We start from the raw sequence: 25,257 nt of genomic DNA on the forward strand, positions 1-25,257 counted from the left end.
CAATGCATGGATAAGGTGTAAGGAGGTTCCTGTGACCTGATCCCAAGGGCCTGAGAGGCAACTATGGTGGAGTTTGACAAATAAGTCCATTAAAAGTGAGGTGATCAGCTTTGTGGGAGATGATTAGAGGAAATGAACATTTTTATATTGTGCTCTACTCCCTAATTGTTCTGATTTTGAATCTTGACTTTCTAAGAGATTTCAAAAATATAAAAAAGGGACTTGCCACACTTTCCTCTGATGAGGAGTTGGAAATTAACCCGCAGTCGATGTCCTTGCTTATTATTGTTTTGATTTTTAACTTTTTTCGAAGATGGTTCATTTATTTGCTTGCTGTGTTAATCACAGTAAATGCATGGGTTATCGTTGGATCATTCATTTTGTTTGCCGTAAGTTTATACGACTGTTTCTTTAATTACAGTTTGGAAAAAGTGAAAAAATCGAATATAGCCTTGTACCTTGCCGTTATTGATTCCATGTACATCGCCATTTTTATTATTTATCTATTAAGTTCATAAAATATAACGGAAGAATGAGTGTGTGGATGAAAGCTCAATTACCTAATGAAGACTTTCATCTGTGAGGATTATTCAAACCATTCATAGTAGAAAGAGAAAGACTAGTCCACTTTTTCTACAAGCCATTCATAATGAGGGGAAGATGAATTTGTATTAAGCTGGTTTTTCAACAAAACTGCTTCTTCGTAATCATGGATGTATTTGGTGGTAGATGAGCTTGAATTTTTTAGGGTTTCTTTATCGTTGTCTATATGTCTAATAATCCTATACATGTTCTCTCACCTCACGTTAAAGTTAAGGTCATTATAACATGTAGAATAACTAAAAATGTTACCCTTTTATGTTATGAATCAAACATTTGTGTGTCTGTTTTTTTACAAAAATTCAAAGTAGGGTCATAACCATTGGTGAAAAGTAAACCACACGAAGATCAGTTACTTTAAGTTCCTCTTATTTGCTTTAATCATTACAGGGGATCGTGCTGAAACACCTGAAGGTCGGGGGTTAGTTTCCTTAACTACTTTTCAGCACTCATCTATCATTCTTCCCAGAATAAATCATCTAACGTTTTATTTAGCGCTTTACATATGGCCGTACATAATTTCAGACTCGGGTTGTAGTTACCAGCTTCGATTAAATTTATCGTTTGTCTTGTAACGCCGACAATTTCTGCTAACTTTTCTTGAGATAGATCCGCTTCCGCACGGGCGATCTTCATTTTCTTGTTTTTCAAAAGTGTTCATCTCCTCCTTTTCTACATTTATACTATAATGAAACACATCCTTACATAATGTCAATTATATTTTACATTATGTAAGGATATAGAATATATCTTGGTCGTGGATGATTGAAATGAGCCTTAATGCAAAGACCGGGAAAAAGGGGGAGTAAGAGAAATAGGAGGAGGACTGATTCTCCTAAGTGAATATGCTAAAGGGCGTTGCGGTCTGCATCCGCAACGCCCTTTTTTCTATAGTTAGAAATCCAGTTCAAAAACCAACTCTTCTCCTAATCCTGTCACAGACAAGAGGTACGCATCTTCTTTAGATACAGGATGGTCAGGGAGGAACACGATTGTTTTACCGTTCTTATTCAATAGGGATGTCCCCTCAACCCGTTCCCCTGTTTCTGACCTGATGTTAATAGACTCTTCCTTTATGTTTTCATTTTTCAATGTGTTTGGAAGTTTGATTTCCCATTTCCCTTTTTTCTCTTTCACTTTCAAAGGTTTTACTTCGTCTTTCTTCCTTTCTTTCTCACTTACATCATCTTCCTTATTGTTTTTTGTCTCTGTAGTAAAAGACCAGACTGGAGATATCGTTTCTCCTCCATATTGGTCTGAAACCTTTACATACCAACTATACTCTGTTTTTTCATCAAGGTGTTTCCATAAAACTTTTGCCTTATGGTCGGATTTTGCGGTTCTTGCTTTTCCAATTTCCACATCCGTAAAGACGTTCACTTCAAAAGCATCTGTTGCGACCTGCTTCTCTTTTGGTTGAAGAGGGAGGTCGATGATGAATTCGTCTTTTCCAGGATAGGTGTCTGCATCATAATAATTGTAGTCATCCAGATAAGGGGAGTAGGTTTTCACATAAATTTTATTTTCGTTTGAATTGACATGGAGCAGCCGTAAATAGCCTTGACCGCCTTCTGGACCACCTTGATAGTCAGCTAGCATTTGATAAACTTTCCGATCAGCCGTTCCGTCCCCGTCGTCATCGATTTCATCAACGAGTGTTTCACTGTCGTGGTAGTGTCCACTCAATACAGCGGCAACATTTTCGTTTGGTTCGACAACTTGCTTGTAAATGTCTTCACCGAGCGGGCTGCGATTTCCCGAAACCAACAGATACTCGTGAAAGCTCAGGAACGCTAAGCGATCCGGATATTGAGCTAAAATGCTGTTCATCCAGTCCAAATCTTCCTGGGTTACACCCCAACCCATATACACCATGAGAAAGTCAGTGCCGTTCACACTTACGAGATCGTAGTGCCCTCGGTTGTCTTTATAGGATCCTCCATAGGTCGGGTTGCTTTCGAAACGCGAGGAACCAAAATACTTGGAGTACTGAGAATAATCGTTGTCTTTCTGATTGACATCGTGATTTCCTGCAAGAACACCATATGGGATGTTGGCACCTTCCAACACATTCATATAGGCATCTGCATAATTCCACTGCTGTTCATCATCCCATTCATCCACCAAGTCGCCAGTATGGAAGACGTAAGGAATGTTGAGTTTTTCTTGGTTACCTGCCACCCAGTCCACCATGTCTTTATAAATATGAGGGTAACTTTCTGAATAATACTGGGTATCTGACATCCACACCATAGTGTAATCAAACGGTGTTACTTCTGCAATTTCATCCTGCACCAGCACTTGGACTTTCCCCTCGGAAATATAGCTCATATCAGTTATTTCTGCTTTAAGATCAAAATCCTGTTCTCCTGCCACTTTCCATTGTTTTAAATCCCATGTTTTTGTAGAGAAGTTCCACACGTACATAGAGACTTTTCTTCCTGGAAGTGACTTTCCTTCCCAATTTAATTCCACGCGATCTCTATCCTTCAATTCCTGTCCTACTTCCACCTCAAATCGATGATAAGGGAACTCCTCAATAGAGCTTGTGGTGAAATAGGTTTGATCGTTGGATGTGATTTTTTCTACATCTTTTTCCATAAGTAGTTGATCACCATTGCTGCTGAGTTCTCCAGGGGGTTCTGTGGTTGAACTGTTTGAGAAAACCTGTACTTCTGAATCACCCGGTTCATATTCAGCTCCTTCAAAAAAATCGACTAGCATGTCATCAGCCGTTGGATCACTGACTTTTACAGAAAGAGGAGCATTGGTTTTTACATCTTCGGAGCCATCTTCAGGTGACAGCACTTCTGGTTGATAAGGGTGTTCTTCAACAACGGTGAAGGTTACTTGTTCCTGTATTTGATTTCCGATGAGATCGGTAGCGGTTACTTCAAAGCTATGTTGACCGGGAGTAAGCTTCGCAGACGATGTTTGGTAAGGGAGCTCAATTGTTTCTCCATCAAGGAGGGCGGTGACCTCTGTCACACCTGACCATTGGTCTTCGATGTCTGCATCTATGACAAATTCTCCTTTATATTCTGTGCTTTCGTCAACGGAAGCCGTGACCACCGGTGGAGAATTATCGACGATGACTGACGCCTGTTTAGTGTCTTCACCATCCGATGTTTCAATGGTGTGGTTTCCTTCCTCAAAAGCGGTGGTATCCCACTTGTATGTTTTGGAGATGAATGGTTCTTCCGGCAGGTCAAAGCTGAATTCTATGGTGGGAATAGACGACCCTCCATCTCCGATCGACAGTTCTTGATCAGGATTTTTATATTGTGGATCATAAATGACCGTGCCATCACTCAGTACCATCCGGACATTTTTTACATAAAAATCGTCCCTGTTTTCCTCTGATTCCTCATCGAAAGGGGAGACCTTTGTACCGGACCGAATCGCTATCTTTGTCGATTCGCCGTAGGAAATGTCTGTTGGTTCAATTGGGACCGTCATTGTTTGATACGTGTTGATTGTATCATCGAAAATAAGGAGGGATTCTGAATTCATCGTGACTCCATTTTTAAAGTACAAATTTGTTTTCTTTACATCAAAAGCAAAGTAAGCGGGCTGCTCAAGAGATCGGTATGTTTCTGAAGTTACCGAACGGCCATCGATGCTCAGTTCAATCTGGTCATAATTTTCGCTTGAAGACGTGGCTTTCAGGAGTGTTTCTCCTGTTAAGATCTTCTCATCCTCCACATTTAGGCGGAGGCCTGTAAGCTGCTCATTTCCAATGATTTGTACAGTTTCCTTATTCGTTCGGATGGTATTTGTACCATCCGAAACTTCTAGATAATATTCTATTTCTTCTTTACCAATCATGTCAGGAGGATAAATCGTATGATGATAAAACCCATCATCGTAATCCTGTTGAAGATCGACTTTGTTAAAATCTTTTTGGACATTGTTTTTGTAATAAAGTGTGACGGTTTTTACTTCTGTGTTATCTTTGGCGTCAAATCTCAGTTGGAGATTATCTTTTTCATTTACTTCTTCAATGTTTGTCAGATCTTCCAATACTGGTTTTTCCTTATCTTCTGTCGTCTCTAAAAGACGATCTGGGGTCTGATAAGGTTCTGTTGCAGACGGGGTAGCATCTTTTACTGCGCTGCTCACTTTAACCATTTGGTTCGAGCCATCGGTAGGAAAGGCGTAAACAATCCCCTTATTGGAAGCCGGGTCTTTTTTATTAGCTTCGTCGTTATATTCGGTCGTAATTATTTCATGTCCTGTATTTGTTGCAACGACAAGACCTCGATGACCAGAGTTCGACATACCGTTGGACTGAATAGTAAAGAGATTTTTTCCAATATCCAACTCTGTGTCGTAATTCCCGTTAAAATCATCAGCAGTTTTATCCTGATTGGCTGTATTTTTTATCCAGAACACGATGCTTTGTCCTGAAGGGATGATGACATTCTTTTGCTCTGGACTCCAAAGAAGATCGGCAGCCGGCCCCTCCATTGGGTAACGGTAACGAAGCTTGTAATCTTTAAAATCGATATCTCTAGAACTATTGTTATACACTTCTACATACTCATAACCATCAAGTCCGTTGACATTTGAAGAATCAGGGACGACTTCTGTAATGAGCAGGGGCGGCAGCTTTTGAGCATCATACTCAGCCGGTTTTACCTCTACTGTGTACGTATCAGTTTCTGCCACATTGACACCATCCGTTGCCTCAATTTTGTAGCCGATGTCACCTGTTCTAGTATTTTTGGCAGGAATGACGGTTTCGTAATGGTCTGCCTTTTCTTTGACAGCTTTCATTTCCAGTCGTAACCATTCCTCGGCATCAACATTTTTGTAAGAGAGAGCGACAGTATTGACTTCTTTGTTATCTGTGACTTGAGCCTCAATCCTTAAGTCCCTTCCACTTTGTGCAGTTGCAGCCCCTTCATGGGTAATGGACGGGGCTTCTGTGTCATCAGAAACTTTTACTGGTTCTGGCGGTGCTTGTCCATTTAAAAGCGTTCCTGGAGTCGCTAAAGGAGCAGTTCCTGTTTTCACCATGGAAGAACCAGTATTTGGGTATTTGTAAGTGATGCCTTGGTTTTCGGCTGTATCTCTTTCTTTAGCATTGTAAGTACCGAAAGATAGCTCTGTCCCAAGGTCGTCAGCCAGTATAATGGAGCGCTGGCTGCCATTTGCCATGCCATCAGCAGAGACAGTTGTCAATTCTTCTTTAGTCAAGGACGTCCCATAGTTTTCGTTAAAATCATCAATTGTTAGATGATCATTGGCCCCATTCTTGATCCATATTGTAAATGGTTGCTGAGGACCAATGGTTAGATCCTCTGTCAAATCCCATTCGAGTTGGGAAGAACTTGGATACCGGTAGAGGATTTGATAGTCTTTAAGATTAATAGGCTGACTGGTATTGTTGTATCCTTCTATAAATTCATATCCGTCACTTCCACCGACATTGACCGTATCTGGTGTCACTTCGGTTAATAAGAGTTTAGGCACAGATTGAGAGTCGGCTAACTCTTCAGGGGCGACAGATACTGAATAAGGTTCTGTTTTATCTTCAGGAGCTGTAACGGTGTTTGTCCCATCATTTACTTCTATGTAATATCTCAGTGATTCTCCCAGGAGTTGCTCATAAGGTATTTCGGCTGAATAGTTCGCCTGGTCGACAGTTGTAAGTGGTACAGCGTGCCAGTTCAATTGCGGGTGGGTCTGGTAGTGTAACGTAGCTGTGATTAAATCCTGATCGTCTTCTATTTTTGTCTGTATGGTTAAATTCTGGCTGCCGTTTACGGTTGTGACTGGAGTGTGTGTAATAGCAGGGGCAGGATTATCATCAGAAGGAATAGTGACCTGTTCTGCATGAATGTCGCCCGGCGTGACAGCAGAAGACGTTTGGTATGTAGTCATTTCTGTTCTCCCCGATTGTAGTTGAAAATGTTTGGAAAGATCTTCGGAAACTTCCTCTTTTAGATAATTTGCAGAACTAACGAGGCCTTGATTGGCGTCTATAATCTTAATACCCCGGTTACCACCGTTAGACATTCCGGTGAATCCCTCTCCAGTAAACTCTATAATTCTCGTGTTTTCGTTTGTAGAAGGAAAATGCTCTCGAAAGGATTCAGTAGCTGCGCCCGTTTTGTTAAACCATAAAACGACGGTTTGCTTTGAATCGATCGTATAGTTGGGGACAGAAAGTGGAATATCACCCAAAGTTCCATCCGTGTAGACATATTGGAAAGAATAATCTTCCAGGTCCACCTTTTCACTTGAGGCATTGTGCACCTCAAAATACTCATAATCTTCAGGTCCTTGAATATTTGGTGCTATTTCCGTTATTAGCAAGCTATGAGTCTCTTCTGCCTGTAAAGAAGAATTCCCACCCAATAATGTTGCGCCTAGAAGTAAACTCACCATCAAAAAACTTTCGAAAATTCTCTTGTTTCTCACCTTCATTTTTATCCTCCTTTTGGAAATCTCATCCTAAATATAGAAGGGAATTATGATGTTGATGTGGAAATTTTGTAAGTATAGTGTAAATATTGGATTATTTTGTAAGATGATAGATTAGTGCTGTGTAAAAAGGAGGGGAGGGCTCTTTTGAAAAGAAAGGGGAAGTAGTGAAATCATTTCTAAATAGACAATGTCGATTGACCAGATAACAGGACGGAGGAATTGATAAAGATAGAATTCATGGCTTTTTTGGAATTATTACTAGGTCCACACGCTAGTCGACGACTGAAATTGACGGGTGATTTGTACCGAAACAAAAGAACTGATTTTTTTTACAAAAGCTCACCTCAGATTTACGTCCTATTTATACTTATCCTTTTTAATGGATGTGTAAGCCATTTTACAAACTCATACATAAAGGGGAGAATTCCGTGACGTACAAGCCGTTTTTATCTACCATGCTTGCCGCTTCGCTGCTTATACCTACAACGACCGTACTCGCCAAGGAACAACAAAGTTCAGACACTCCGGTAACAGAATCAATATCCTCTGATTCTCTGAAAGTCCTTCACCCTGTTATTCATGAAGAAAAAGAAACAACTCCCATTGCTTTAGGATTGACGTTAACGCAAATCGCCCGTTTTGATGTAGTCGGATGGCTGCGTGCTGATGTTCTGAAAGCAAACTTGTCGGAAAATACTCTTTCTACTGATTTGCTTACACCTGGAAGTGTGACGGAGAAAGCTACCATCAGTGACCAAATGAGAGAGTCTGGAGCCATTGCTGGAGTGAATGGTGACTTTTTTGACATTAGCAATACAAGCGCTCCCATTGGGACCATGGTGAAAAATGGAGAACTTTTAAAAAGTGGTGATGGCCGAAAGCTTGCCTCCGTTTCAAATGAACATATCGGTTCGATCGCCAATTCTCTTCTTGAAGGAAGTATTAAAACAGATGTTGGGGCGTGGAAACTGGATGGAATCAATCAACCGACTGTATATGTCAATGAAATGGTGATGTACACCTCTTCTTGGGGAGAAGCTGATCGTAGCCACATGATGACGGGTTCTGACCATTACACGGAAGTGGTGGTTAAAGATCAGCAAGTAGTAGAAGTGTTAAGCAACCAAGTTTACAGCAAACCGCTTGAAAAAGACGAAACGCTTATCGTCGGTAAAGGCGAACAAGCTTTTCCATTGAAAGAACTTGCAGCAGGGGATCAGATCCATGTTTCCTACTCCACGTCACCAGAGTATCAGAATATGAATTTTGCGGTAGGAGGAAGTACGCAGCTCCTCAAAGATGGCCAGATCAACACGAGCGATAACGGTGATCGACATCCAAGAACGGCTATAGGATTTTCGAAAGATGGCAAGGAGATGGTTCTTGTTACCATTGATGGAAGACAGGCGGATAGTCGTGGCATGACGATGCTTGAACTCGCTCATTTTATGAAAGAACAAGGGGTTTATAATGCTCTTAATTTAGATGGAGGCGGGTCTTCTACTCTTGTCGCAAGAGAGCTTGGAAAGGATAAGCTGAATGTGTTCAATAGTCCTTCCGACGGCAGTGAGCGTGCAGTGCCGAATGGTGTAGGTATTTACAGTGCAGCCTCAACAGGGATTCTTGATGGATTCAACATAGAAACCAATTCAACCTGGGTGTTACAAGGCTTCAGCCGAGTGTTTCAAGCCTCTGGATACGATACAGCCTACGCTCCAGTAGATATCAATCAAAACGATGTTAAATGGCAAGGTGGAAACGCAGGATCCTTTGACGGAAATATCTTTACTGCCAAACACGCGGGAGAAGATCAAATTCGTGCGAAGTACCGGGGAGACGATACGTATAAAGACATTCAAGTCCTCGGTGAGCCTGTCGAACTTGCGATCGAGCCTTCTCAAATAGGGATGGAAAAAGGAGAAACGACTACGTTTACGGTGAAAGGGAAAGATGAAGAAGGTTACGAAACCTACGTGGAGCCGAGGGATGTGCAGTTGACTTATGATAAGGACCAATTGGAAATCTCTCCGAATAAGGATGGTTCCTTTACGATTAAAGGACTGGTGGACTCTGGAGCATCGATCGTGAAAGCGGAAGCAAGTGAATTAAGCACAAACCTGGGGATAACGATCGGACTAAAAACTGAAATGGCGGAAACGTTTGATAATGAATCGAATCCGTGGACAGTTTTCAAATATCCTTCCAGTGTCGGGGCAGAACTCAACTATATCGACAATGAGTTAACCGAGGGTAACGCCCTTAAATTGGATTATGATTTCACGACAACGACAAGAACTAGAGCGGCTTATATGTTTCCTCCGAACCGTCGTTTAGAGATGGACGGAGATGTGAAGAAAATAGGCGTCAATGTTTACGGCACAGAAGGAAACGGTCATTGGCTTCGTGCAAGAGTCAAAGACAGCGACAATGTCTACCATACATTGAACCTGGACTATAGCGTAGACTGGGACGGATGGAAATACGTGGAGGCAGAAGTGCCGAACGGTGTAGAATACCCTCTTGTTTTAGACCGTATTTACTTGGTAGAAACAGATCGGAACAAACAAGATAAAGGATCAATCATCATCGACGATATTCAGGCAAAAGTGGCCCAAAAGCTGGACATGCCTGAAGAAGAAAAAACAGAAGACCCGCTTATTTTAGATTATGGACAACTGCCTGAAGAAGATTGGCAGTTTGCCGTCATTTCTGATATGCAGTTGATCAGTGCAAATAAAGACAGCAAAGAAATTCAAAACTCAGAAGAAGTGCTGCAGGCAGTTAACGAACAGGATGTGGATTTTGTTTTGTTCAACGGTGATATTGTGGATTTTGACACAGATGAAGAGTACCAGTTTGCCCAGGACTTAATTGAAGATAACCTTGATAAACCGTACTATGTGGCTCCGGGTAACCATGAAGTTTATGGGTCAGGAAACCTGGACAACTTCAAGGAATACTTCGGTCCGGACCATCAAGTCTTCGATCATAAAGGAACAAGATTCATCCAAATCAATACCTCTAAAGGTGGACTTAGAATCAGCAATGCAGAACAATGGTTCATGATCAAGTCCGCTCTGGATGAAGCGGAAAAAGATCCATCTATCAACAATGTATTCGTCTACGGCCACCACCCATTAGAAGACCCTCTTCCGGATGCTGCTCATGCATTATCCCATCAGAAAGAGGCAGATCTTTTAGAAGGATGGCTGACAGAATTTCGTGAAGACAGCGGTAAACCCGCGATGGTTATGTCCGCTCATGCTTCGCTGGTCAACCTTGACCGTAGAGACGGTATTCCTTATATGATTACCGGGCCGATCGGGAAAGGAACATATGGTGCTCCAGATGAAGGAGGATTCTTTAATTATGCAGTGATGAGTATTGACCCTGACTTTCAGCCGGATCACCGTCTCCGCCACCCGTCTTACCAAGGCTTGCAGAAAAACCCTTGGATCCAAGCTGATATCCGACCGATTTTGCAGGATATGACAGTGGAAAAAGCAAGCTACCCATTAAACGAGACGGTGGAAGTCGAGTTGACTGGGCACCAATCAGCTGGATGGGAGTTTCCGTTGGACTATCCAGCGACGATCCGCTATGAAGGTTCGGATAATCTATTGATTTCTGAAGAAGGTGAAAACAATACGGATGCTACGGCTGTGTTTAACCGTGAAGATCAGACGATCACTTTCCTCAAAGATGGAAAGGTGTCACTAACTGTTCAAGCTGGCGATTATAAAGAAACATTTGAATTTACAGCAGAATAAGAATGTGAGAAAGGCTGAGAGTAGAGGGTACCCTTCACTCTCAGCCTTTCTTGCACAAGAAGGGAGTCAAAGAAAGAAAATACGATAAGAAATCACAAAATATAGAGTAATGACGACTAAAGAAGGCATGATATAATTCCATGAACTCCACGAACGATCCATTTGCCTTGTTCTCATCAGTGTATAAATAAAGAACAAAGTCATAGCGATCCCAAGTAAAGCCAGGTAGATATGGGTCCCTTGGATGGATTTTAATATCGGTCCTTTTTGATACAACAAGTCAGTCAATACCAGTAACTTTATATTATATAAGTTACTTCCCAGGATGGAGCCGATTGCCATATTATAGTTCGCCAGTTTAAAAGCGGCCAGGACGCTTACTAATTCAGGTAATGAGGTGGAGGCTGCAATTAAAAAACTGCCTACAAAACTAGCATTCATACCTGTTACTTCCGCCATTTTGTCTCCAGCAATGGAAAGGATGCTGCCGGATATAAAGACCGCCACGACGGCTAATATAAAACCTTTAATTGCCGTTGGAAGAGGTATATCCTTAGCTGGAAGGGGGGGATCAGCGTCGTCATCATCACTGGTAAGATATTTCATTACGAATAGATAAAAGAGAACGATGATATACATTTCCATTCCTATATTAAAAAATTGGATAGGTACAGGGAACAGAAGAGATAGGGAAAGGATGATTAAAAAAGTAAGGCCTGTCCATGCAGAGGGCAGGTTAGCGTTGGGATTGATTCTTTGAAAGAATCGTTTCTTTCGATAAATCAGATCCATGGAAGCGAGAATTAATAAGTTGAATACGTTACTGCCAAGCATATTTCCTACCGCAATATCGGGGTTATCTATATAAACAGCAGTAAGACTGGTCGTCAATTCCGGCAAGGAAGTCGCGCCGGCAATTAAAAAGGTACCCACAACAGCCCCGCTCAAGGAACTCTTTTTACTAATGACATCACCGAGCTGGTTCAGATACACAGCAGCGGTCACCACCAGGATGGCAGCAAGAAAGAAAATGATAAAGATCATCGATTTACCCCCTATCTTATAGGGAGTATATGAATGGCTTGTTTGAAATATCCTTTCCATTCCGGAAGTACTCGAACTTGCTAGGTTGAGTACCCCTACAAAGGTTCGCGTTGATAGTCGTTCTACCATTAAGGGTCTGTTTGTTTTGTAGATTTATTGTTATGGTAAGGTCAATAACGCTTCCTGCCCTTTTTTGAGTATGATTTTAACGAGATGCCAGGATGCAGTTAAAATATTTCATTACCAGAGGTGACTTAGATATACCTCTATATATTACGTGGAATCAAGCATAGGAAGGGGATTTTCATGTCTGAAGGTTTACTGCATCATGTAGAAGTCTATGTATCCAATTTAAAGAAGTCCGAAAAATTTTGGGGCTGGTTCCTTGAGGAGCTAGGTTACAAGTCTTATCAGCAGTGGGAGGAAGGGCAAAGTTGGAAGTTAGGCGAAACTTACTTAGTCTTTGTCCAGACAGAAAGGGAGTTTTTAGACATTCCTTATCATAGACGCAGAACTGGTTTGAATCACTTAGCTTTTCATGCTTCCTCACGAGAAAGAGTAGATGAGATGACTATGATGCTTAAGGAGAGAGGTGTGAACGTTTTATACGAAAACCAACACCCATTTGCTGGGGGAGAGGATTACTATGCGGTTTATTTCGAGGATCCGGACCGGATAAAAGTGGAATTTGTTGCGTCATCACCTTAACACCAACCTCACGATACTGTTCAGAGTCTTACATAATAAAGGTGAATACTGCTAAAGTATTTGAGGAACATTTAAACCGGGAATGGGGTAGGAGAAGATGAAAATAGGAAGAAAGAAAATAGCGTGGAAAGATGTTTGGATTGGTGTCTCTTTCATTGTCGTCCTCTATTTCACGCTGCCGCACTTTGGTGTGAACCCCTATATCATTGTCATCACACTGATGGCAATGGTGGAATGGGTGACAAAATACATCCTTCCCTGGATCGTTTTGTATTGGGCTGTCCGATGGATAAAGCATTTAGAATCCAGGTAAAAAAAGCGCCAGGCGTGATGCCGGCGCTTTTTTTAGTGATGGGAGTTTATGACTTCTTCCGTTACGTCCGTTAAATCCATCTGACCCTGTGATTGGATGAATGAAATGGCCAGTTTGTTGAACGGCTCTGTTTTATCTAAGTTAACGACATGGCCACTCCCTGATAGAAGGACGAAGGATGTGTTCGGCATGTGACGTGTATCTTTCATCACATCATCTCTGAACATATGGTCGCCTTCCCCTGTGATGTATAGCTTCGGGATGGACGCGCCTTTCTCATTTACGTGTGTAAATGTGTCCGGAACGGAGTAGACGATGTTATACCAGCCTAAGAAATCTTCCCTCTTCATTTGGGAGGCCTCATGGATAAAGGCGTCTCTTGATTCTTTATGATTCTTCCTGGGCATTAAAATGCGTGCGCACAATGAATAAAGGTACAAGTGCGGAGTAACATTTTTAAGCATCGTACCCAGCATGAGAAGAAACTTTGCCAAAAGATTGATCCTTGTTATCGCTCCTCCTAAGACAGCTGTTTGGATACGGTGCGGGGCGGTGGACAAGACATGTTGGATGACGACTGAACCTAAAGAAATCCCTACAAAATGGGCTTTTTCCACACCCACATCATCAAGGACTCCGAGTACTTCGTCGGTTACGGATTCAAAGGAAAATTTCTCATTGTAACTCGACACGCTTGGCGAATTTTTGTGACCGGGTAAATTCACGACAATGATATTGAAAGACTTTCGGAAGGCTTTCATTTGTGGAAAGAAGATGTTGACGCTTCCACCGATGCCATGGAGAAAGATGACATACTCCTTCGTCGGATCGGAGCCTAACACTTTATATTCTAACAATGGATCACCTGCTTTAATAAAACTCAATACGACACTAATCGTCATTATAAGTCAAAAAGCAGGGGGGAGCAAAGGATAATCGGTAAGGTTTTGTTACGATTCTGTGACCTGGCGCAGTGTTTTTGCGATGATCCGCCAAGCTTCTTCTGCTTGATCCTGTGGTCCCTGATGGGTGAAAGCGTGGTTGCAGCCTTCAAAAATGTTGACATCTACCTCAACGCCGGCTTGTTTTAATTTTTCTGCGTAGGCTTTTCCTTCCATAGTAAAAGCATCAAATTCAGGAATGATGAATAGCGCTCGAGCCAGTCCTTCCACCTTTTCTGCTTTCACAGGGGAGGCGAGCGGATCTTCCGCTTGGTTTTTTTCCGGGACATAACAATAGTTGAGGAAATGAGCAGCCTCCGGGTATTTGGCCCGCCATTTGTCGGGTTCCGGTTTTTCACTATGCGGCGTGACGAAGTCGAGCATAGGGTAGGCCAGCACTTGAAGAAGCGGCTGGCTCTCAGAGCGTTCTTTCAAAAGAAGACAAAGGGCAGCGGCCATGTTCCCGCCCGAACTCTGCCCGCCGACCATCATTTGTTCACGATCAAGGTGGAGTTCTTCGGCATGCGCCCTCAGCCATCGATATATCTCGTAACACTGCTCCACAGGTTTTGGAAAAGGGTATTCCGGAGCCTTTGCATAGTCGACATTGACGATGACGCATCCCGTTTCATTCGCAAGAAAGCGGCAGTACGGATCGTCCATCCTCTTTTCATTCATAATAAAGGCGCCCCCGTGCATGTTCATATAGACCGGAAATTTATTTCCATCTGGTGCATCCGGGTAGTACAAGCTGATGGGTGTCGGTTTAACCTCTGTATCTACAATCATGTTTACTTTCCTATGTACATATCGAAACGGGACCATCAGGTTTCTTTCCGCCTGATTGGGGAAAAGTCGCAGTAATCGTGCCATCCATAACTTAAGCATCATTGAACCCTCTTTTTTTAATAACCATTGTACCCGGTCTTGTCTTTGTATAATCACGAGTTTCTAAGGTGACAATGGAAGTACATATGGAGGTGATCGGAATGTGGGTGATGATTCTGGCTGTTTTATCCACCCTGCTCCTTTTTTGGCATAAATTATCGTTTCCTATAGAAAAACGTAAGAATACAGAGATGTACACATTTATCATTCCAGCGAGGAATGAAGCGTTAAACCTCAAACGCCTGCTTCCAACGTTATTGTCTAATGACCTGCTTCGAGAGGTCATTGTCGTCGATGATGATTCAGAGGACGAGACGAGGCAAGTGGCTGAGAGCTTCGGCGTGAAAGTGGTGGACACTCCACCTTTACCTTCTGGCTGGATGGGCAAGTCGTGGGCGTGTTATAACGGAGCGAAAGCAGCGAGTGGGGAGACGCTCGTTTTCCTGGATGCGGACACGTGGTTTTCTGAGGGAGGGTCTGAGCAATTGGTGCAATCTTTTGGAAGGGGAAGGGAAGTCATGACCGTACATCCCTATCACGTTATGCAGTCTTTTTGGGAAAAGTTCTCCGCTGTCTTTCACCTGGTCGTTACGGCATCTTCCGGTTTGACCACCCTCTTTAAGGAAAAACTCGGTACGCAGGGAGGGTTCGGTCCATGTCTGGTTATCGGTGCTGATAATTACTGGAGCCTTGGTGGTCATAAAGCGATTAAAGGAGAGATTGTCGAACATCTGGCTTTTACCAGAATGGCATCGTCTCAAGGGTTAACAACAAAAGCCTGTAGCGGGCGTGGCGTATTGAATATGCGGATGTATGACTCCGATCTGAAACAAGTGATGGAGGGTTGGGCCAAAAGCTTTTCGACTGGGGCGAAAACAGCTTCCCCGATCATGACGCTTGCGAATGTCGTGTGGGTCACTGCGGTCTTATCTTTTTTGGTAAACCTCCCTGCCTTGGGGTGGTGGGGCGTCCTGGGGTATATAGTTTTAGCCTTTCTGTTATCACGGATCTGGAGAGAAATCGGTAACTTCAGGTGGTATGATGTGCTCCTGTTTCCGCTTCACTTCTTCTTTTTCGTACTCGTTTTTGCTTACTCTTTGTGGAAGACCTTTTTCATGAAAGAAGCGACATGGAAAGGCCGTTCGATTGTTGAGAAGAAAAGGAGTTCTCCTTAATGATCGCCAATATCTTAGCCTGGCTGTGCATCCATTTTGGCGTGAGCAGCCTTGTCTCAGTTGCGCCGGAGGCCTTTGTGAATGTCTTCGCAGGACTCTATCGTGTGAAGAGTTGGGAAACGCGTACAAAGCTCTATGGGTGTCTTGGTGTGAGAAAATGGAAAGACCGGCTCCCGGAAGCGCGGAAGTGGTTTCGGAAAGGGAAAACAGCGGCTCATTTACGACACCCAACACAATGGGAGCGCTTTGAGAAGCAGACGAATCGGTCGGAATTATCCCACTGGCTTCAGATGCTTGCGGCTCCTTTTTTCTTCCTGTTCAATCCACCGTGGGCGGGATGGGTCATGGTGGCTTATGCGATTATGTTTAACTTTCCTTTTATCATCGTTCAAAGGTATAACCGCGTCCGTATCATGAGGATGAAAAATCATGTGTACATGCGGGGATAACCATTGAGCAAGAGTTACAGGACATGGGATCTATAGAACATATAAAAACAATAGGAAAAATCCCTGATCGTTATAGAACAGGGATTTTTTTCTGTGACTGGGAGGGAATTGGAAAGTTTTGTCGAATTTTCAGAGAGGGTAGAAGAGAGTCAGGAATATAAAGGAGTAATTTTTATGGAATGGATCCTTATTTTAATGGTAGCGGTTGTAGGTGCTGCTCTTCTTTATCAGTGGTCAAATGGAAAGAAGACCTATCACATAAATGAACAGGCAAGCTTTAATGAGGAAATTAAAAATCTTCAGGTAGATTCGACGTCTGTGGATGTGGAAGTTGTGAAATCGGACAGTGACGAGTGGAGGATCACTCTATCTGGGACCGTCTATGAAAACGACAAGGAACACTTCGTCCTTTTCCATGAGCAACAGGCGGAGAACTTGAATGTAAGGGTGGTGGAAGAAAAAACGAAGTTCGGGGTTCAAATGAGGAAAGATATGAAACTATTGATAGAAGTGCCGGCTGAAACCATAGGGTCGATAAGGGTGGAAACGTCCTCCGCCGATATTGACGTCGCCGGTTTGACCACCAACCATTCCACCTTTACCGCAAGCTCAGGTGATGTGACGATTGCAGACGTGATCCAAGAGAATTTACAGATTCAAACGTCCAGTGGCGATGTTCTACTGAAAAAAGTTCAAAGCAGGAACACAGACATTCATACAAGCAGTGGAGAACTGTTTGGTGAGAAGTTTGACTACGGTACAGGCGTGTTTGGTTCGTCATCGGGGGAAATTCGTGTCCAGGCTACAAAGATGCTTGGGGATGTAAAAGCTGCGACTTCCAGCGGGGACATCCGTTTTTTCTATGAGGAAGAACCGAGTTCTTGCAAACTCATTTACCAATCGAATTCAGGAGAGGCAAAGATTAACTGGACAGGTCTTCATTATGAAGTGAAAAAGGAAAATGAAGTGCGGGGTACAAAAGCAGATGGTGAATTCCATTTAACGGCCGAGACGAGCTCAGGAGATTTGAGGGTAGGTTAGCGATGAATCATCTTTATGAACGGATGAAAAGTGGAAGTTCAAAGCAGCGGAGGGCCTATGAGGCTATAGAACGCTTGGGGATCTTAAACCAATATCGATCCTTTCAACCTGTTCTATGTGGCACCGTTCCCATAGGGGTTTACGTAGAAAATTCGGACTTGGACATCATTATGGAAGCTTATCATCTTCCTCTCTTAGAGCAAAGCTTCATTAAAGATTATGGTCGTATGGAACGGTTCCAATTACAGAGGAAAATGATTCGGGATCGGAAGGTTGTAAAGGTGAACTTTTACTATAGGAATTTTATGTTTGAAGTGTTCGCACAACCTCAACCGGTCTCTGAACAAAATGCGTATTTACATATGATTATAGAAGAAGAGTTGTTACGAACCATTCCTGGTTTGAGGGAGGAAGTTTTGGTATGGAGGAGAAAAGGCATGAAAACGGAAGCAGCCTTTTGCCACGTCTTAGGAATAAGTGGCGATCCCTATCGAGGGTTATTGGAATATGGAAGACGGTTGAAAGTGATTGAATAGAAATGGTGGCCGCATCGCATTATTGAAGATGGAGCGTCTGATCTCTGGATTCTTATTATTTTCCAATTCCTGAAACTTCCAAGGTGACGTTATCGTAATAAAGGAAGGCAAGATAGAACAATTACCAAGGGGGAGAGGAAATGCATCATTTCATAGGCCTTGTACCACCAGAAGATTTCAAAGAGAAGGTCATACTCTTTCAAAAAGAGTGGGCCGGAACGATGATTACAAAAGTCGTCGAGCCTCATATCACCTTAAAGGCTCAAGGAGGTTTATCTTCAGATCGGAAATGGTTGGATCAGGTGAGAGAAACGTGTCTGGGAACGAACCCTTTTCGTGTTGAATTAGGGGCACCCGCTTTTTTTGGGGAAGATGTCCTTTATTTGAGTGTACACTCTGCAGAACTTTATGGTCTTCATAAGAAAATAGTACAAATTGCTGCCCCTTCAAAGCATCAAATCGATGCTTATTTTGAACTGGATCATTTCGTTCCTCATTTGACACTGGCGAAAACGTCCCATGGTTTATCTAAACAAGAGCTAGTCGATATGGCTGCGACTGCTGAAAGGGAGTTTCATCCTTTCCCATCCTTTGAGGTGGACCAGGTCAGAGTTTATGAGGAAAGTCGGTCGCATACATATACGAAACTGGAAGACATGGTGTTAGGTGGTAAAACAGATACCTGCTAAAGCCTTAGCACTAGAAAGAAGAAGTGTGGTTTCAATTTTTTTGTTCAGCATCAATCTCCAGTTTAGTGTTCTCGTTTTTTATCACTTCGATAAATGCTTGTTCATTTTGAGGTGATACTAACGTGGTCTTGTTATTTTCATGGAAGATTTCGAGTTTTTCCAATGATAAGGCTGGCGCATACATTGGACTTTTAATTGATTTGACTTTTGTGATGTCCCTGATTTTAATCCGCTTACGTAATGGTCCCGAATGGATGAGAAGATCACCATTTTTTACTTTGTATCCGGTTTGGAACCAAATCCATAACAAAACGACGATGGAAAGCCCTCCAAATACATAACCTAATGGATCACGATAAGTAACAAGTTGGAATCCTACAGGCTCCCCCCCAAAGAGGTAGATGAATACAATGAAAAGGATGACACCCCAAATAGTAATGGTGTAAAAAGCGTCTTTTTTTGATGGGAAATACATGGCAACCCTTCCTTTCATCTATACATACGGTCTTTGCTGTATAAAAGTTTCGAAAAACATCGGGATTCATACGGTCAGGAATAAAGGAGGAGTCTTCCATAAATTGAATACTTCTCCACCTTAAGTCTTAGGTGAAATCCTTCCGCTACCTGAGGTGTTTTTTGTGAATCAGCGTTATTCTTGATTTATAGAAAAGGAAGGGTGAGGGGTTTGGAGAATGATAATAAATGATAGAAGGCAGAAAGTACGGATTCATTGAACATTTCATTCCGGCTTAAGGGAATGGAAAGGAATGCAGGATGCTTTCAACAGGACAGCAGGCAGTACTACGACTTAACTTTAAGAGACAACGAACGGATATACAGGCCATAACATAAATAAGGGGGCGGAAGAGATGAAGGGTATTTTAGCGATGTGGTTAGATGAAGAGGGCATACTGGGTGTCATTGAACGAAAAGATCAACGTTTTGGATCTTCCTTTCATCCGATTAAAAAGGATGAGAAAACAAAAGAGATGATGATCATCAATAATCTTTGGTACACCACTTATACAGGGGCCCGTCATTATTTCCGCTTAAATACGAACGAGTATCACGTATCAGGACGAATGCAGAAGGTGAATGTGGTGAATAGGGAGTTAAGAGAATCTTCATAATAAGGAGGCAATTATGGAGTATATTCGTCATTTACGCTCCATGGTCGGCCATGAGAAGGTGCTGATGGTCGTTGCAGGAGCGCTCGTTTTTAACGAAAAGAACCAATTATTGCTGCAGTTGCGGACCGATTCCGAAAGCTGGGGTCTGCCTGGCGGTTTTATGGAATTGGATGAGTCGGTTCAAGAGACAGCGCGGCGGGAAGTTTTTGAAGAAACAGGGTTGATTTCAAACGAGATGGAACTGTTCGGTATTTATTCTGGTCCTCATAAGCATAGGGTTTTTGAAAATGGAGACCAGGCGGCTATCGTAGAAATTTGTTTTATTTGCCGTTCCTATGAAGGTGAGTTGGTGAAGGACAATGAAGAGTCCTACAGTAATCGTTTCTTTGGGCTGGATGGTCTACCCGCTTACATATTTCAAGATCATCTGCAGGCCATCGAAGATGTGAAGAATAAACGGGATACACCCGTTGTTGGGTAAGGGTTTGGAAAGAACTACCTATACATATAGGGAGTTCTTTTTTTATAAAAGAAGGTCAAACGTACGTTCCCGTCGAATGTAAATAGTAGAAAGGGAGAGGGTTATATCTATGGAATTGCGGATACATAAAAGTATGTTGGAGGAAGCGGTGTCTGAAACAGCTTCTGTTCTTGGTAAAAAGTCGCTGTTTCCTGCCTTGAGTGGAATAAAGATGGAGGTAAGGGAAAGGGAGCTCGTCCTCGTAGGGTGTGACGGAGAGCTCATGATCAAGAAAGTCATACCCGGCCATAAAGGTGGATTCGAATCGATTGAAACAGGTGCTTGTGTATTACCAGCCGATTTCTTTCAGGATTTGGTCAAGAAAATGCCTGGTCCTGTACATATGAAGAAAGTAAACGGACGTATGATGATGGAATCCGGGGAAGTGAAAACTTCTTTATCCGCCCTCCCAACCGAAGAGTATCTCCATATCCCAGATGTCGATTGGGACGGCTCCATTTCAATGGATAGTATGGATTTAGTGGAATTGGTTCGTCAAACGCTTTTTGCTGCCGCTAAAGAAGGGACTCGTCCCGTATTAACGGGCATTCATTTAGATTTTTCAGAAAATCATGTGCAAGCGATAGCCACGGACTCCTACCGGTTAGCTTTTGTGAAAAAAAGACTAAATAGCGGGAAGGATCATTCATGTACAATTCCTACGAAAACGTTGAGAGAGCTGTTGAAACTTTTTAAGAATACAAAGGAATGTTTGAAGATCCACATCACCGACCAACTATTTAAAGTAGAATCGAGCGAAGTAACATTGATATCAAAGTTACTTGAAGGAACATTCCCTGATATGGAAGCTCTTTTATCTAAATCTTCAAAGGTAGAACTCGTCATAGATAAGAATCGTATGTTGTATAGTGTGGACAGAGCCGGTTTGTTTGCGAAAGATAGTGGAAATCACCAAATTAAATTGCGTTTAACAAAAGAGAAGACACTGAACATTTCTTCCTTTTCCCCTCAAGTGGGCATGATTGAGGAAAATATTCCTTTAATAAAAGCTTCTGGGGAAGGTGAGATGGATGTTTATATCGACAGTGTTTTTTTGTTAGAAGCATTAAAAGCTATAAAAGGAGATGACATCCAACTCTTTTACAACGGGGCAATGAGTCCACTGATCCTTCGCAGTCGCGGAAATGATGAGCAGGTTCATGTGGTTTCGCCTGTTCGCGCTTAAAGATGGAAAGTGTGTAGACAATAGAGAAATGTGAAATTTTTAAAAGGTATTTATAAAACGTAAGGTCCGCTATACAATAAGTATCATCCTATAGAAGAATTGGCGTTCTGAAAATGAAAGATCATTCATGGTCTCCCCCTCAAATTTTAATTGTGACGTTTGTGAGCCTCATTATTCTCGGGGCTGGATTGCTTATGCTTCCTTTTGCGACAACTAATGGGATAAACTTTATTGATGCGCTCTTTACATCCACCTCTGCAATGACAGTGACGGGCTTAATCGTTCTGGATACTGCGACTATTCCAAATAAAGGAATTTTTTCAACTGCCAATGGGTCTATCTATTTAAAAAGCTGAAGAGGACAGCCTCTTCAGCGTTGAGCATCTGTGATTATTTATCGAAAGAATAACTGACGCCGGTCAGATCTTCCGATATTTTCCACAATTGATCGGCGTCCATGACATCGTATGATTTCGTTATCGGAGAAACTTTGACAGGGGCACCTTTCATTTCCCATCTGCCTCCGGGGCCGAAGTATTCTCCACCTTGTACATCGGGGTCTGTTGCCGCTCTTAAACCAGGGAGCGCACCCTCTGTAGCTTCCTGTGTCATCGGTGCGAGCAAACGACCGAGAATTTTAAACAGGAATTTATCTTCAATGTGCCTCATAAGATTGGTGCTGGCTATGCCGGGATGGGCGGCTGCTACGGTCATGTCTAAGCCATTCTCCTCGATTTTCCGCTGCAGTTCTTGAGTGAATAATAGATTGGCAAGCTTAGACTGTGCATAAGCCTTCATCGGTGTGTACCCTTTCCCCCCTTCAAACATGAGGTTATCGAAGTTCATTTTTCCGGATTTGTGTGCATTGCTTGAAATATTGACTATTCTTGAGCCTGGCGTTTTCTTTAACGTATCGAACAAATGCCCTGTCAAAGCAAAATGACCGAGGTGATTAATGCCGAGCTGCTGTTCAAAGCCATCCTGAGTCTTGCCGTAAGGCGTCGTCATTACCCCCGCATTGTTCAGCAGTAGATCCAGTTTGTCATACTTTTCTTTATAGGCCTCTGCGAAGTCTTTGACTGATTGTAAGTCACTTAAGTCGAGAGCCATGACATCAATTTCTGCGTTCGGATTTTCTTTTTGAATCGATAAAAAGGCTTCTTGACCTCTTTCCATCGACCTTGATCCCAGAACGACGGTCGCACCCCGTTTGGAAAGAACTTTCACAGATTCATATCCTAAACCGCTATTCCCTCCAGTAACAATCACAGTTTGACCTTTTAAGGAAGGAATCTCCTCTTTCGTCCACGCTTGTTCTTTCATCCTTATCACTCCTTATGACTTTCATAGTAAGAAATTTCCTTATGTATGTAAAAAGAATTGCCTTGAGATGAGCACATAGGAATTTTATGGAACCTCGAAGTAGCTGATTTCGTCAAAGATAATGACAAAGGGGGAGAAGGTGTATGAGTGAGGAACAAATGAAACGAAGAACAGATAAAGAGATCTTAGTCGACTTGATGGAATCTTATGGGAACATGGTCGTAAGAGTTGCTTTTACTTATGTGAAAGATCAGCAACTTGCCGAAGACTTAGCACAGGAAGTATTCATCCGTTGCTATTAACACCTACATACTTTTAAACATCGTTCGAGTTATAAAACTTGGATATATCGCATAACAGTCAACCATTGTAAAGACCACGTCAGAAGTTGGTCGTTCCGGAATCTGATTCCATTTGACTCGATGAAGATAGAAAAAGGGGACGAATCATACAGTGTTAGTGAAGAATTTTTAAAAGAAGAGGAAAAGCTGTTTCTGTTTCAAAAAGTTCTGAAGCTTTCGATGAAGTTAAGAGAAGTTATCATCTTTTATTATTACGAAGAGTTGTCAGTGGAGGAAATCGCTGATCTGTTAAGTGTCAATGTCAATACGGTCAAAACCCGGCTTCACAGGGCAAGGAACTGCTTGAAGAGAATGTTGAAAGGAGGAGAGGGCATTGAGTAACAAATGGAAATATCCAAAAAAAATTCAGCAGATGAAGTTCGAAAAAGAACATCAGGAACAGGTGTTGGATCGATTGCAAAAACCGGTAGCTTGTCAGAAAAGAATGATTGGTCGAATGTGGATGGCAGCTGCTGTAGTCGTTCTTTTTTTAGGTGGCTTGATATTCACACCAGCCAGGGAACATGTCATTGCAAAACTTCCATATATTAGTCAGTTTGTTGCACAGGAAGAAGATCGAATGGAAAGGATGGAATTGTTTTTCGCTGAGACCAACCAATCTTTGGAACAAAAAGGATATCAGATTGGGAACATGCAGGTCAGTAGGGACGACAAGGAATTGACCGTTGAATTGATGGAAATGAGTCATGGAAAAGAAGTTCTCACAATCGTTGAGGAGCATTTGAAAGAGAATGGTTTTCAGAACTACACGGTCTCTGTAAAACCTTTTGAAGAAAGAGCTCAGGCGTCGGATGTAAGCGAAGAGGAAATGGAACAGTTTTATAAAAATACGAAAGAGCTTGAAGAAAAGTTAACGTCACGATTGCAAAAAGAAGAGTTTGAGCTGATGTTTCCTATCCAGGTTCAGATGAACCCGACTCAAGGAGTATATATTAATGTAATTGTTTCTGAAACGGAAACGCGATTAGACCTCTTGGAAGAGATTATGTTAGAAGAAGGGCTTGAATATAACGCAGCACCTGAACTTGATATTCGTCAAGTAGAAAAGAAAGCGAGAGAGCAGGAAATTCGTTGGGAAGAAACAGGAGCTATTCATGATATTGCCCAGGCAATGATGGAATCAGAGCAATATCCAGTCACAGGCTTTGCTTCCTCTTTCCATCCATATCCACTGCAGATCAAAATCAAAACTTCCCTTGACCGCTCCGATGAAAGCTCGAAGGCAATGGCTGAAGAAATAAGGGAGGAAATTGACCTTTTCATACAGACGGGAGAAAAAACAGCACCGATCAAAGATGATGAGTATGAGGTCCATGTCCTTGGTAAAGACAAGAAGAATATCGACTGATCACGACGCCACTGGGTGGTTCCGTCTATATATTGAAGGTGTGGATATGGTTTGAAATAATAAGAATAGATGTAGCACAAGGAAGGGGAGGTTTGATGCTTGTGAACATGTTATGGGGATTGTTTCTTATTCTATTTATTGCTTTTATGATTTTCTTAGACAGGAGAAAGACCAAAAAACACAAAGGGCAGTCTCCCATTCGAAAAACCGAGCAGGAAAAAGAAGTAGAACGAGCGATAGCACGGGAAAAAGGTTTTCGTGGTGGGCCTGGAGGAGGAGATGGGTTATGATAAAAGCCCTCTCTTAAGAGGGCTTTGCCATTCAGCTTTGTCCGGGTTTATTGTGAGTAACATAGGTGCCGGCAATGAAGTCGTGAATCCCGCGTTTGTCCTTGCGTAACCCAATCATGATGGCGCTGACGACTACGGCGATGCCTAAAGTAAATGAATAGATCATACCGCCAATGATTTCTCTTAAGAGCATTGTACCGATATGTACGCTCTTATTAGCATCCACGCGAACGATGCGGTTATCTGCTGCTCGTTTCCCTAGTGTGTACCCTGACCACAAAACAGGTAAGCCTAACACATAGGCGATTCCTAGGATATCCACCCACGTCCATTCTTCATAAAAAAAGTCTCCATAAAAAAGAGAGAAAAGAACACCTAAAGTGACAGTGATCAGAATCCCGTCTATGACCCTCGCAAAAACACGGACCCAAAGGCCCGCCGGGTTTTGTATATTCATTCCTAAACCTCCTAACAAATCGACAATGAACCAACTGTAACATAGACAGAAT

Annotated in this window: 24 protein-coding genes; 16 read left to right on the forward strand and 8 right to left on the reverse strand. The window is 42.4% G+C overall.

Annotated elements, in window-relative coordinates; translation table 11 throughout:
* Positions 1–119: 119 nt before the first annotated feature.
* On the forward strand, positions 120–518 hold the full coding sequence (locus J0K78_RS07185) for a hypothetical protein (protein ID WP_242517780.1): 399 nt from the start codon (positions 120–122) through the stop codon (positions 516–518).
* Between the two features lie 538 nt (positions 519–1,056).
* Here J0K78_RS07185 and J0K78_RS07190 read toward each other — a convergent pair.
* Entirely contained in the window at positions 1,057–1,251 is a 195-nt protein-coding gene (locus J0K78_RS07190) for a helix-turn-helix transcriptional regulator (protein ID WP_206946048.1), read from the reverse strand.
* A gap of 243 nt (positions 1,252–1,494) precedes the next feature.
* Complete coding sequence (locus J0K78_RS07195; RefSeq protein WP_206946049.1) at positions 1,495–7,035, reverse strand: lamin tail domain-containing metallophosphoesterase family protein; 5,541 nt, start codon at positions 7,033–7,035, stop codon at positions 1,495–1,497.
* Between the two features lie 428 nt (positions 7,036–7,463).
* Between J0K78_RS07195 and J0K78_RS07200 the strand changes: the two genes are divergently transcribed.
* The gene (locus J0K78_RS07200) at positions 7,464–10,805 is read left to right on the forward strand and encodes a phosphodiester glycosidase family protein (RefSeq protein ID WP_206946050.1); all 3,342 of its coding nucleotides are present in this window, start codon (positions 7,464–7,466) and stop codon (positions 10,803–10,805) included.
* A 66-nt stretch (positions 10,806–10,871) separates the two neighbouring features.
* Here J0K78_RS07200 and J0K78_RS07205 read toward each other — a convergent pair whose 3' ends face one another.
* On the reverse strand, positions 10,872–11,849 hold the full coding sequence (locus J0K78_RS07205; protein ID WP_206946051.1) for a sodium:calcium antiporter: 978 nt from the start codon (positions 11,847–11,849) through the stop codon (positions 10,872–10,874).
* A gap of 306 nt (positions 11,850–12,155) precedes the next feature.
* On the opposite strand from J0K78_RS07205, the gene J0K78_RS07210 reads away from it, so the two are divergent.
* On the forward strand, positions 12,156–12,557 hold the full coding sequence (locus tag J0K78_RS07210; RefSeq protein WP_206946052.1) for a VOC family protein: 402 nt from the start codon (positions 12,156–12,158) through the stop codon (positions 12,555–12,557).
* Positions 12,558–12,654: 97 nt separating this feature from the next.
* Positions 12,655–12,870: a hypothetical protein gene (locus J0K78_RS07215; protein WP_206946053.1), complete on the forward strand. Its 216-nt coding sequence runs from the start codon at positions 12,655–12,657 to the stop codon at positions 12,868–12,870.
* A gap of 32 nt (positions 12,871–12,902) precedes the next feature.
* Here the strand turns inward: J0K78_RS07215 and J0K78_RS07220 are convergent, their stop codons facing one another.
* Complete coding sequence (locus J0K78_RS07220; RefSeq protein WP_206946054.1) at positions 12,903–13,727, reverse strand: alpha/beta fold hydrolase; 825 nt, start codon at positions 13,725–13,727, stop codon at positions 12,903–12,905.
* A gap of 93 nt (positions 13,728–13,820) precedes the next feature.
* Complete coding sequence (locus tag J0K78_RS07225; protein WP_206946055.1) at positions 13,821–14,699, reverse strand: alpha/beta hydrolase; 879 nt, start codon at positions 14,697–14,699, stop codon at positions 13,821–13,823.
* Between the two features lie 101 nt (positions 14,700–14,800).
* On the opposite strand from J0K78_RS07225, the gene J0K78_RS07230 reads away from it, so the two are divergent.
* The 5 genes from J0K78_RS07230 (at position 14,801) to J0K78_RS07250 (ending at position 18,589) form a co-directional block, all read left to right on the forward strand.
* The gene (locus J0K78_RS07230) at positions 14,801–15,874 is read left to right on the forward strand and encodes a glycosyltransferase family 2 protein (RefSeq protein WP_206946056.1); all 1,074 of its coding nucleotides are present in this window, start codon (positions 14,801–14,803) and stop codon (positions 15,872–15,874) included.
* On the forward strand, positions 15,874–16,323 hold the full coding sequence (locus J0K78_RS07235) for a glycosyl-4,4'-diaponeurosporenoate acyltransferase CrtO family protein (RefSeq protein ID WP_206946057.1): 450 nt from the start codon (positions 15,874–15,876) through the stop codon (positions 16,321–16,323). Before J0K78_RS07230 ends, J0K78_RS07235 begins: the two co-directional genes overlap by 1 nt.
* A 174-nt stretch (positions 16,324–16,497) precedes the next feature.
* Positions 16,498–17,364, forward strand: a complete 867-nt coding sequence (locus J0K78_RS07240; RefSeq protein ID WP_206946058.1) for a DUF4097 family beta strand repeat-containing protein — start codon at positions 16,498–16,500, stop codon at positions 17,362–17,364.
* Positions 17,365–17,366: 2 nt separating this feature from the next.
* A complete protein-coding gene (locus J0K78_RS07245) occupies positions 17,367–17,900 on the forward strand; it encodes a DUF4269 domain-containing protein (protein ID WP_242517760.1) in 534 nt (177 codons plus the stop codon).
* Between the two features lie 140 nt (positions 17,901–18,040).
* The gene (locus tag J0K78_RS07250; protein ID WP_206946059.1) at positions 18,041–18,589 is read left to right on the forward strand and encodes a 2'-5' RNA ligase family protein; all 549 of its coding nucleotides are present in this window, start codon (positions 18,041–18,043) and stop codon (positions 18,587–18,589) included.
* Between the two features lie 31 nt (positions 18,590–18,620).
* On the opposite strand, the gene J0K78_RS07255 is transcribed toward J0K78_RS07250, so the two are convergent.
* A complete protein-coding gene (locus tag J0K78_RS07255) occupies positions 18,621–19,064 on the reverse strand; it encodes a PH domain-containing protein (RefSeq protein WP_206946060.1) in 444 nt (147 codons plus the stop codon).
* Between the two features lie 394 nt (positions 19,065–19,458).
* Here J0K78_RS07255 and J0K78_RS07260 point away from each other — a divergent pair, with 394 nt between their 5' ends.
* The 3 genes from J0K78_RS07260 to dnaN all read left to right on the forward strand — a co-directional run bounded on the left by J0K78_RS07260 (position 19,459) and on the right by dnaN (position 21,425).
* Entirely contained in the window at positions 19,459–19,719 is a 261-nt protein-coding gene (locus J0K78_RS07260; RefSeq protein ID WP_206946061.1) for a hypothetical protein, read from the forward strand.
* A 13-nt stretch (positions 19,720–19,732) separates the two neighbouring features.
* Positions 19,733–20,200: an NUDIX hydrolase gene (locus J0K78_RS07265; protein WP_206946062.1), complete on the forward strand. Its 468-nt coding sequence runs from the start codon at positions 19,733–19,735 to the stop codon at positions 20,198–20,200.
* Between the two features lie 109 nt (positions 20,201–20,309).
* A complete protein-coding gene (gene dnaN, locus J0K78_RS07270) occupies positions 20,310–21,425 on the forward strand; it encodes a DNA polymerase III subunit beta (RefSeq protein WP_206946063.1) in 1,116 nt (371 codons plus the stop codon).
* A 390-nt stretch (positions 21,426–21,815) separates the two neighbouring features.
* On the opposite strand, the gene J0K78_RS07275 is transcribed toward dnaN, so the two are convergent.
* Entirely contained in the window at positions 21,816–22,748 is a 933-nt protein-coding gene (locus J0K78_RS07275) for an oxidoreductase (protein WP_206946064.1), read from the reverse strand.
* Between the two features lie 143 nt (positions 22,749–22,891).
* On the opposite strand from J0K78_RS07275, the gene J0K78_RS20270 reads away from it, so the two are divergent.
* The 4 genes from J0K78_RS20270 to J0K78_RS07290 all read left to right on the forward strand — a co-directional run bounded on the left by J0K78_RS20270 (position 22,892) and on the right by J0K78_RS07290 (position 24,748).
* Positions 22,892–23,050 carry a sigma factor gene (locus J0K78_RS20270; protein ID WP_370551088.1) on the forward strand — a complete coding sequence of 53 codons (159 nt, stop codon included), beginning with the start codon at positions 22,892–22,894 and terminating at the stop codon, positions 23,048–23,050.
* 51 nt (positions 23,051–23,101) lie between these two features.
* Positions 23,102–23,431, forward strand: coding sequence for a sigma-70 family RNA polymerase sigma factor (locus J0K78_RS20275; protein WP_370551097.1), 330 nt, complete (start codon positions 23,102–23,104; stop codon positions 23,429–23,431).
* Positions 23,424–24,458 carry a DUF4030 domain-containing protein gene (locus J0K78_RS07285; RefSeq protein ID WP_206946065.1) on the forward strand — a complete coding sequence of 345 codons (1,035 nt, stop codon included), beginning with the start codon at positions 23,424–23,426 and terminating at the stop codon, positions 24,456–24,458. The genes J0K78_RS20275 and J0K78_RS07285 overlap by 8 nt, the downstream gene beginning before the upstream one ends.
* Before the next feature lie 107 nt (positions 24,459–24,565).
* Positions 24,566–24,748 (forward strand): hypothetical protein, encoded by a 183-nt coding sequence (locus J0K78_RS07290; RefSeq protein ID WP_242517782.1) that lies wholly within the window; start codon positions 24,566–24,568, stop codon positions 24,746–24,748.
* A gap of 31 nt (positions 24,749–24,779) precedes the next feature.
* On the opposite strand, the gene J0K78_RS07295 is transcribed toward J0K78_RS07290, so the two are convergent.
* Positions 24,780–25,205, reverse strand: a complete 426-nt coding sequence (locus J0K78_RS07295; RefSeq protein ID WP_206946067.1) for an RDD family protein — start codon at positions 25,203–25,205, stop codon at positions 24,780–24,782.
* Positions 25,206–25,257: the final 52 nt, after the last annotated feature.

Origin of the sequence: Halobacillus sp. GSS1 (assembly GCF_017307035.1) — a bacterium.
GTDB classification, from domain to species: domain Bacteria; phylum Bacillota; class Bacilli; order Bacillales; family Halobacillaceae; genus Halobacillus; species Halobacillus litoralis.

Coding starts and splice junctions, on each gene's coding strand:
- J0K78_RS07185 (WP_242517780.1), top strand. CDS start 120: ATGATTAGAGGAAATGAACATTTTTATATTGTGCTCTACTCCCTAATT.
- J0K78_RS07195 (WP_206946049.1), bottom strand. CDS start 7,035: ATGAAGGTGAGAAACAAGAGAATTTTCGAAAGTTTTTTGATGGTGAGT.
- J0K78_RS07205 (WP_206946051.1), bottom strand. CDS start 11,849: ATGATCTTTATCATTTTCTTTCTTGCTGCCATCCTGGTGGTGACCGCT.
- J0K78_RS07210 (WP_206946052.1), top strand. CDS start 12,156: ATGTCTGAAGGTTTACTGCATCATGTAGAAGTCTATGTATCCAATTTA.
- J0K78_RS07215 (WP_206946053.1), top strand. CDS start 12,655: ATGAAAATAGGAAGAAAGAAAATAGCGTGGAAAGATGTTTGGATTGGT.
- J0K78_RS07225 (WP_206946055.1), bottom strand. CDS start 14,699: ATGCTTAAGTTATGGATGGCACGATTACTGCGACTTTTCCCCAATCAG.
- J0K78_RS07230 (WP_206946056.1), top strand. CDS start 14,801: ATGTGGGTGATGATTCTGGCTGTTTTATCCACCCTGCTCCTTTTTTGG.
- J0K78_RS07235 (WP_206946057.1), top strand. CDS start 15,874: ATGATCGCCAATATCTTAGCCTGGCTGTGCATCCATTTTGGCGTGAGC.
- J0K78_RS07240 (WP_206946058.1), top strand. CDS start 16,498: ATGGAATGGATCCTTATTTTAATGGTAGCGGTTGTAGGTGCTGCTCTT.
- J0K78_RS07245 (WP_242517760.1), top strand. CDS start 17,367: ATGAATCATCTTTATGAACGGATGAAAAGTGGAAGTTCAAAGCAGCGG.
- J0K78_RS07250 (WP_206946059.1), top strand. CDS start 18,041: ATGCATCATTTCATAGGCCTTGTACCACCAGAAGATTTCAAAGAGAAG.
- J0K78_RS07255 (WP_206946060.1), bottom strand. CDS start 19,064: ATGTATTTCCCATCAAAAAAAGACGCTTTTTACACCATTACTATTTGG.
- J0K78_RS07260 (WP_206946061.1), top strand. CDS start 19,459: ATGAAGGGTATTTTAGCGATGTGGTTAGATGAAGAGGGCATACTGGGT.
- J0K78_RS07265 (WP_206946062.1), top strand. CDS start 19,733: ATGGAGTATATTCGTCATTTACGCTCCATGGTCGGCCATGAGAAGGTG.
- dnaN (WP_206946063.1), top strand. CDS start 20,310: ATGGAATTGCGGATACATAAAAGTATGTTGGAGGAAGCGGTGTCTGAA.
- J0K78_RS07275 (WP_206946064.1), bottom strand. CDS start 22,748: ATGAAAGAACAAGCGTGGACGAAAGAGGAGATTCCTTCCTTAAAAGGT.
- J0K78_RS20270 (WP_370551088.1), top strand. CDS start 22,892: ATGAGTGAGGAACAAATGAAACGAAGAACAGATAAAGAGATCTTAGTC.
- J0K78_RS07290 (WP_242517782.1), top strand. CDS start 24,566: ATGTTATGGGGATTGTTTCTTATTCTATTTATTGCTTTTATGATTTTC.
- J0K78_RS07295 (WP_206946067.1), bottom strand. CDS start 25,205: ATGAATATACAAAACCCGGCGGGCCTTTGGGTCCGTGTTTTTGCGAGG.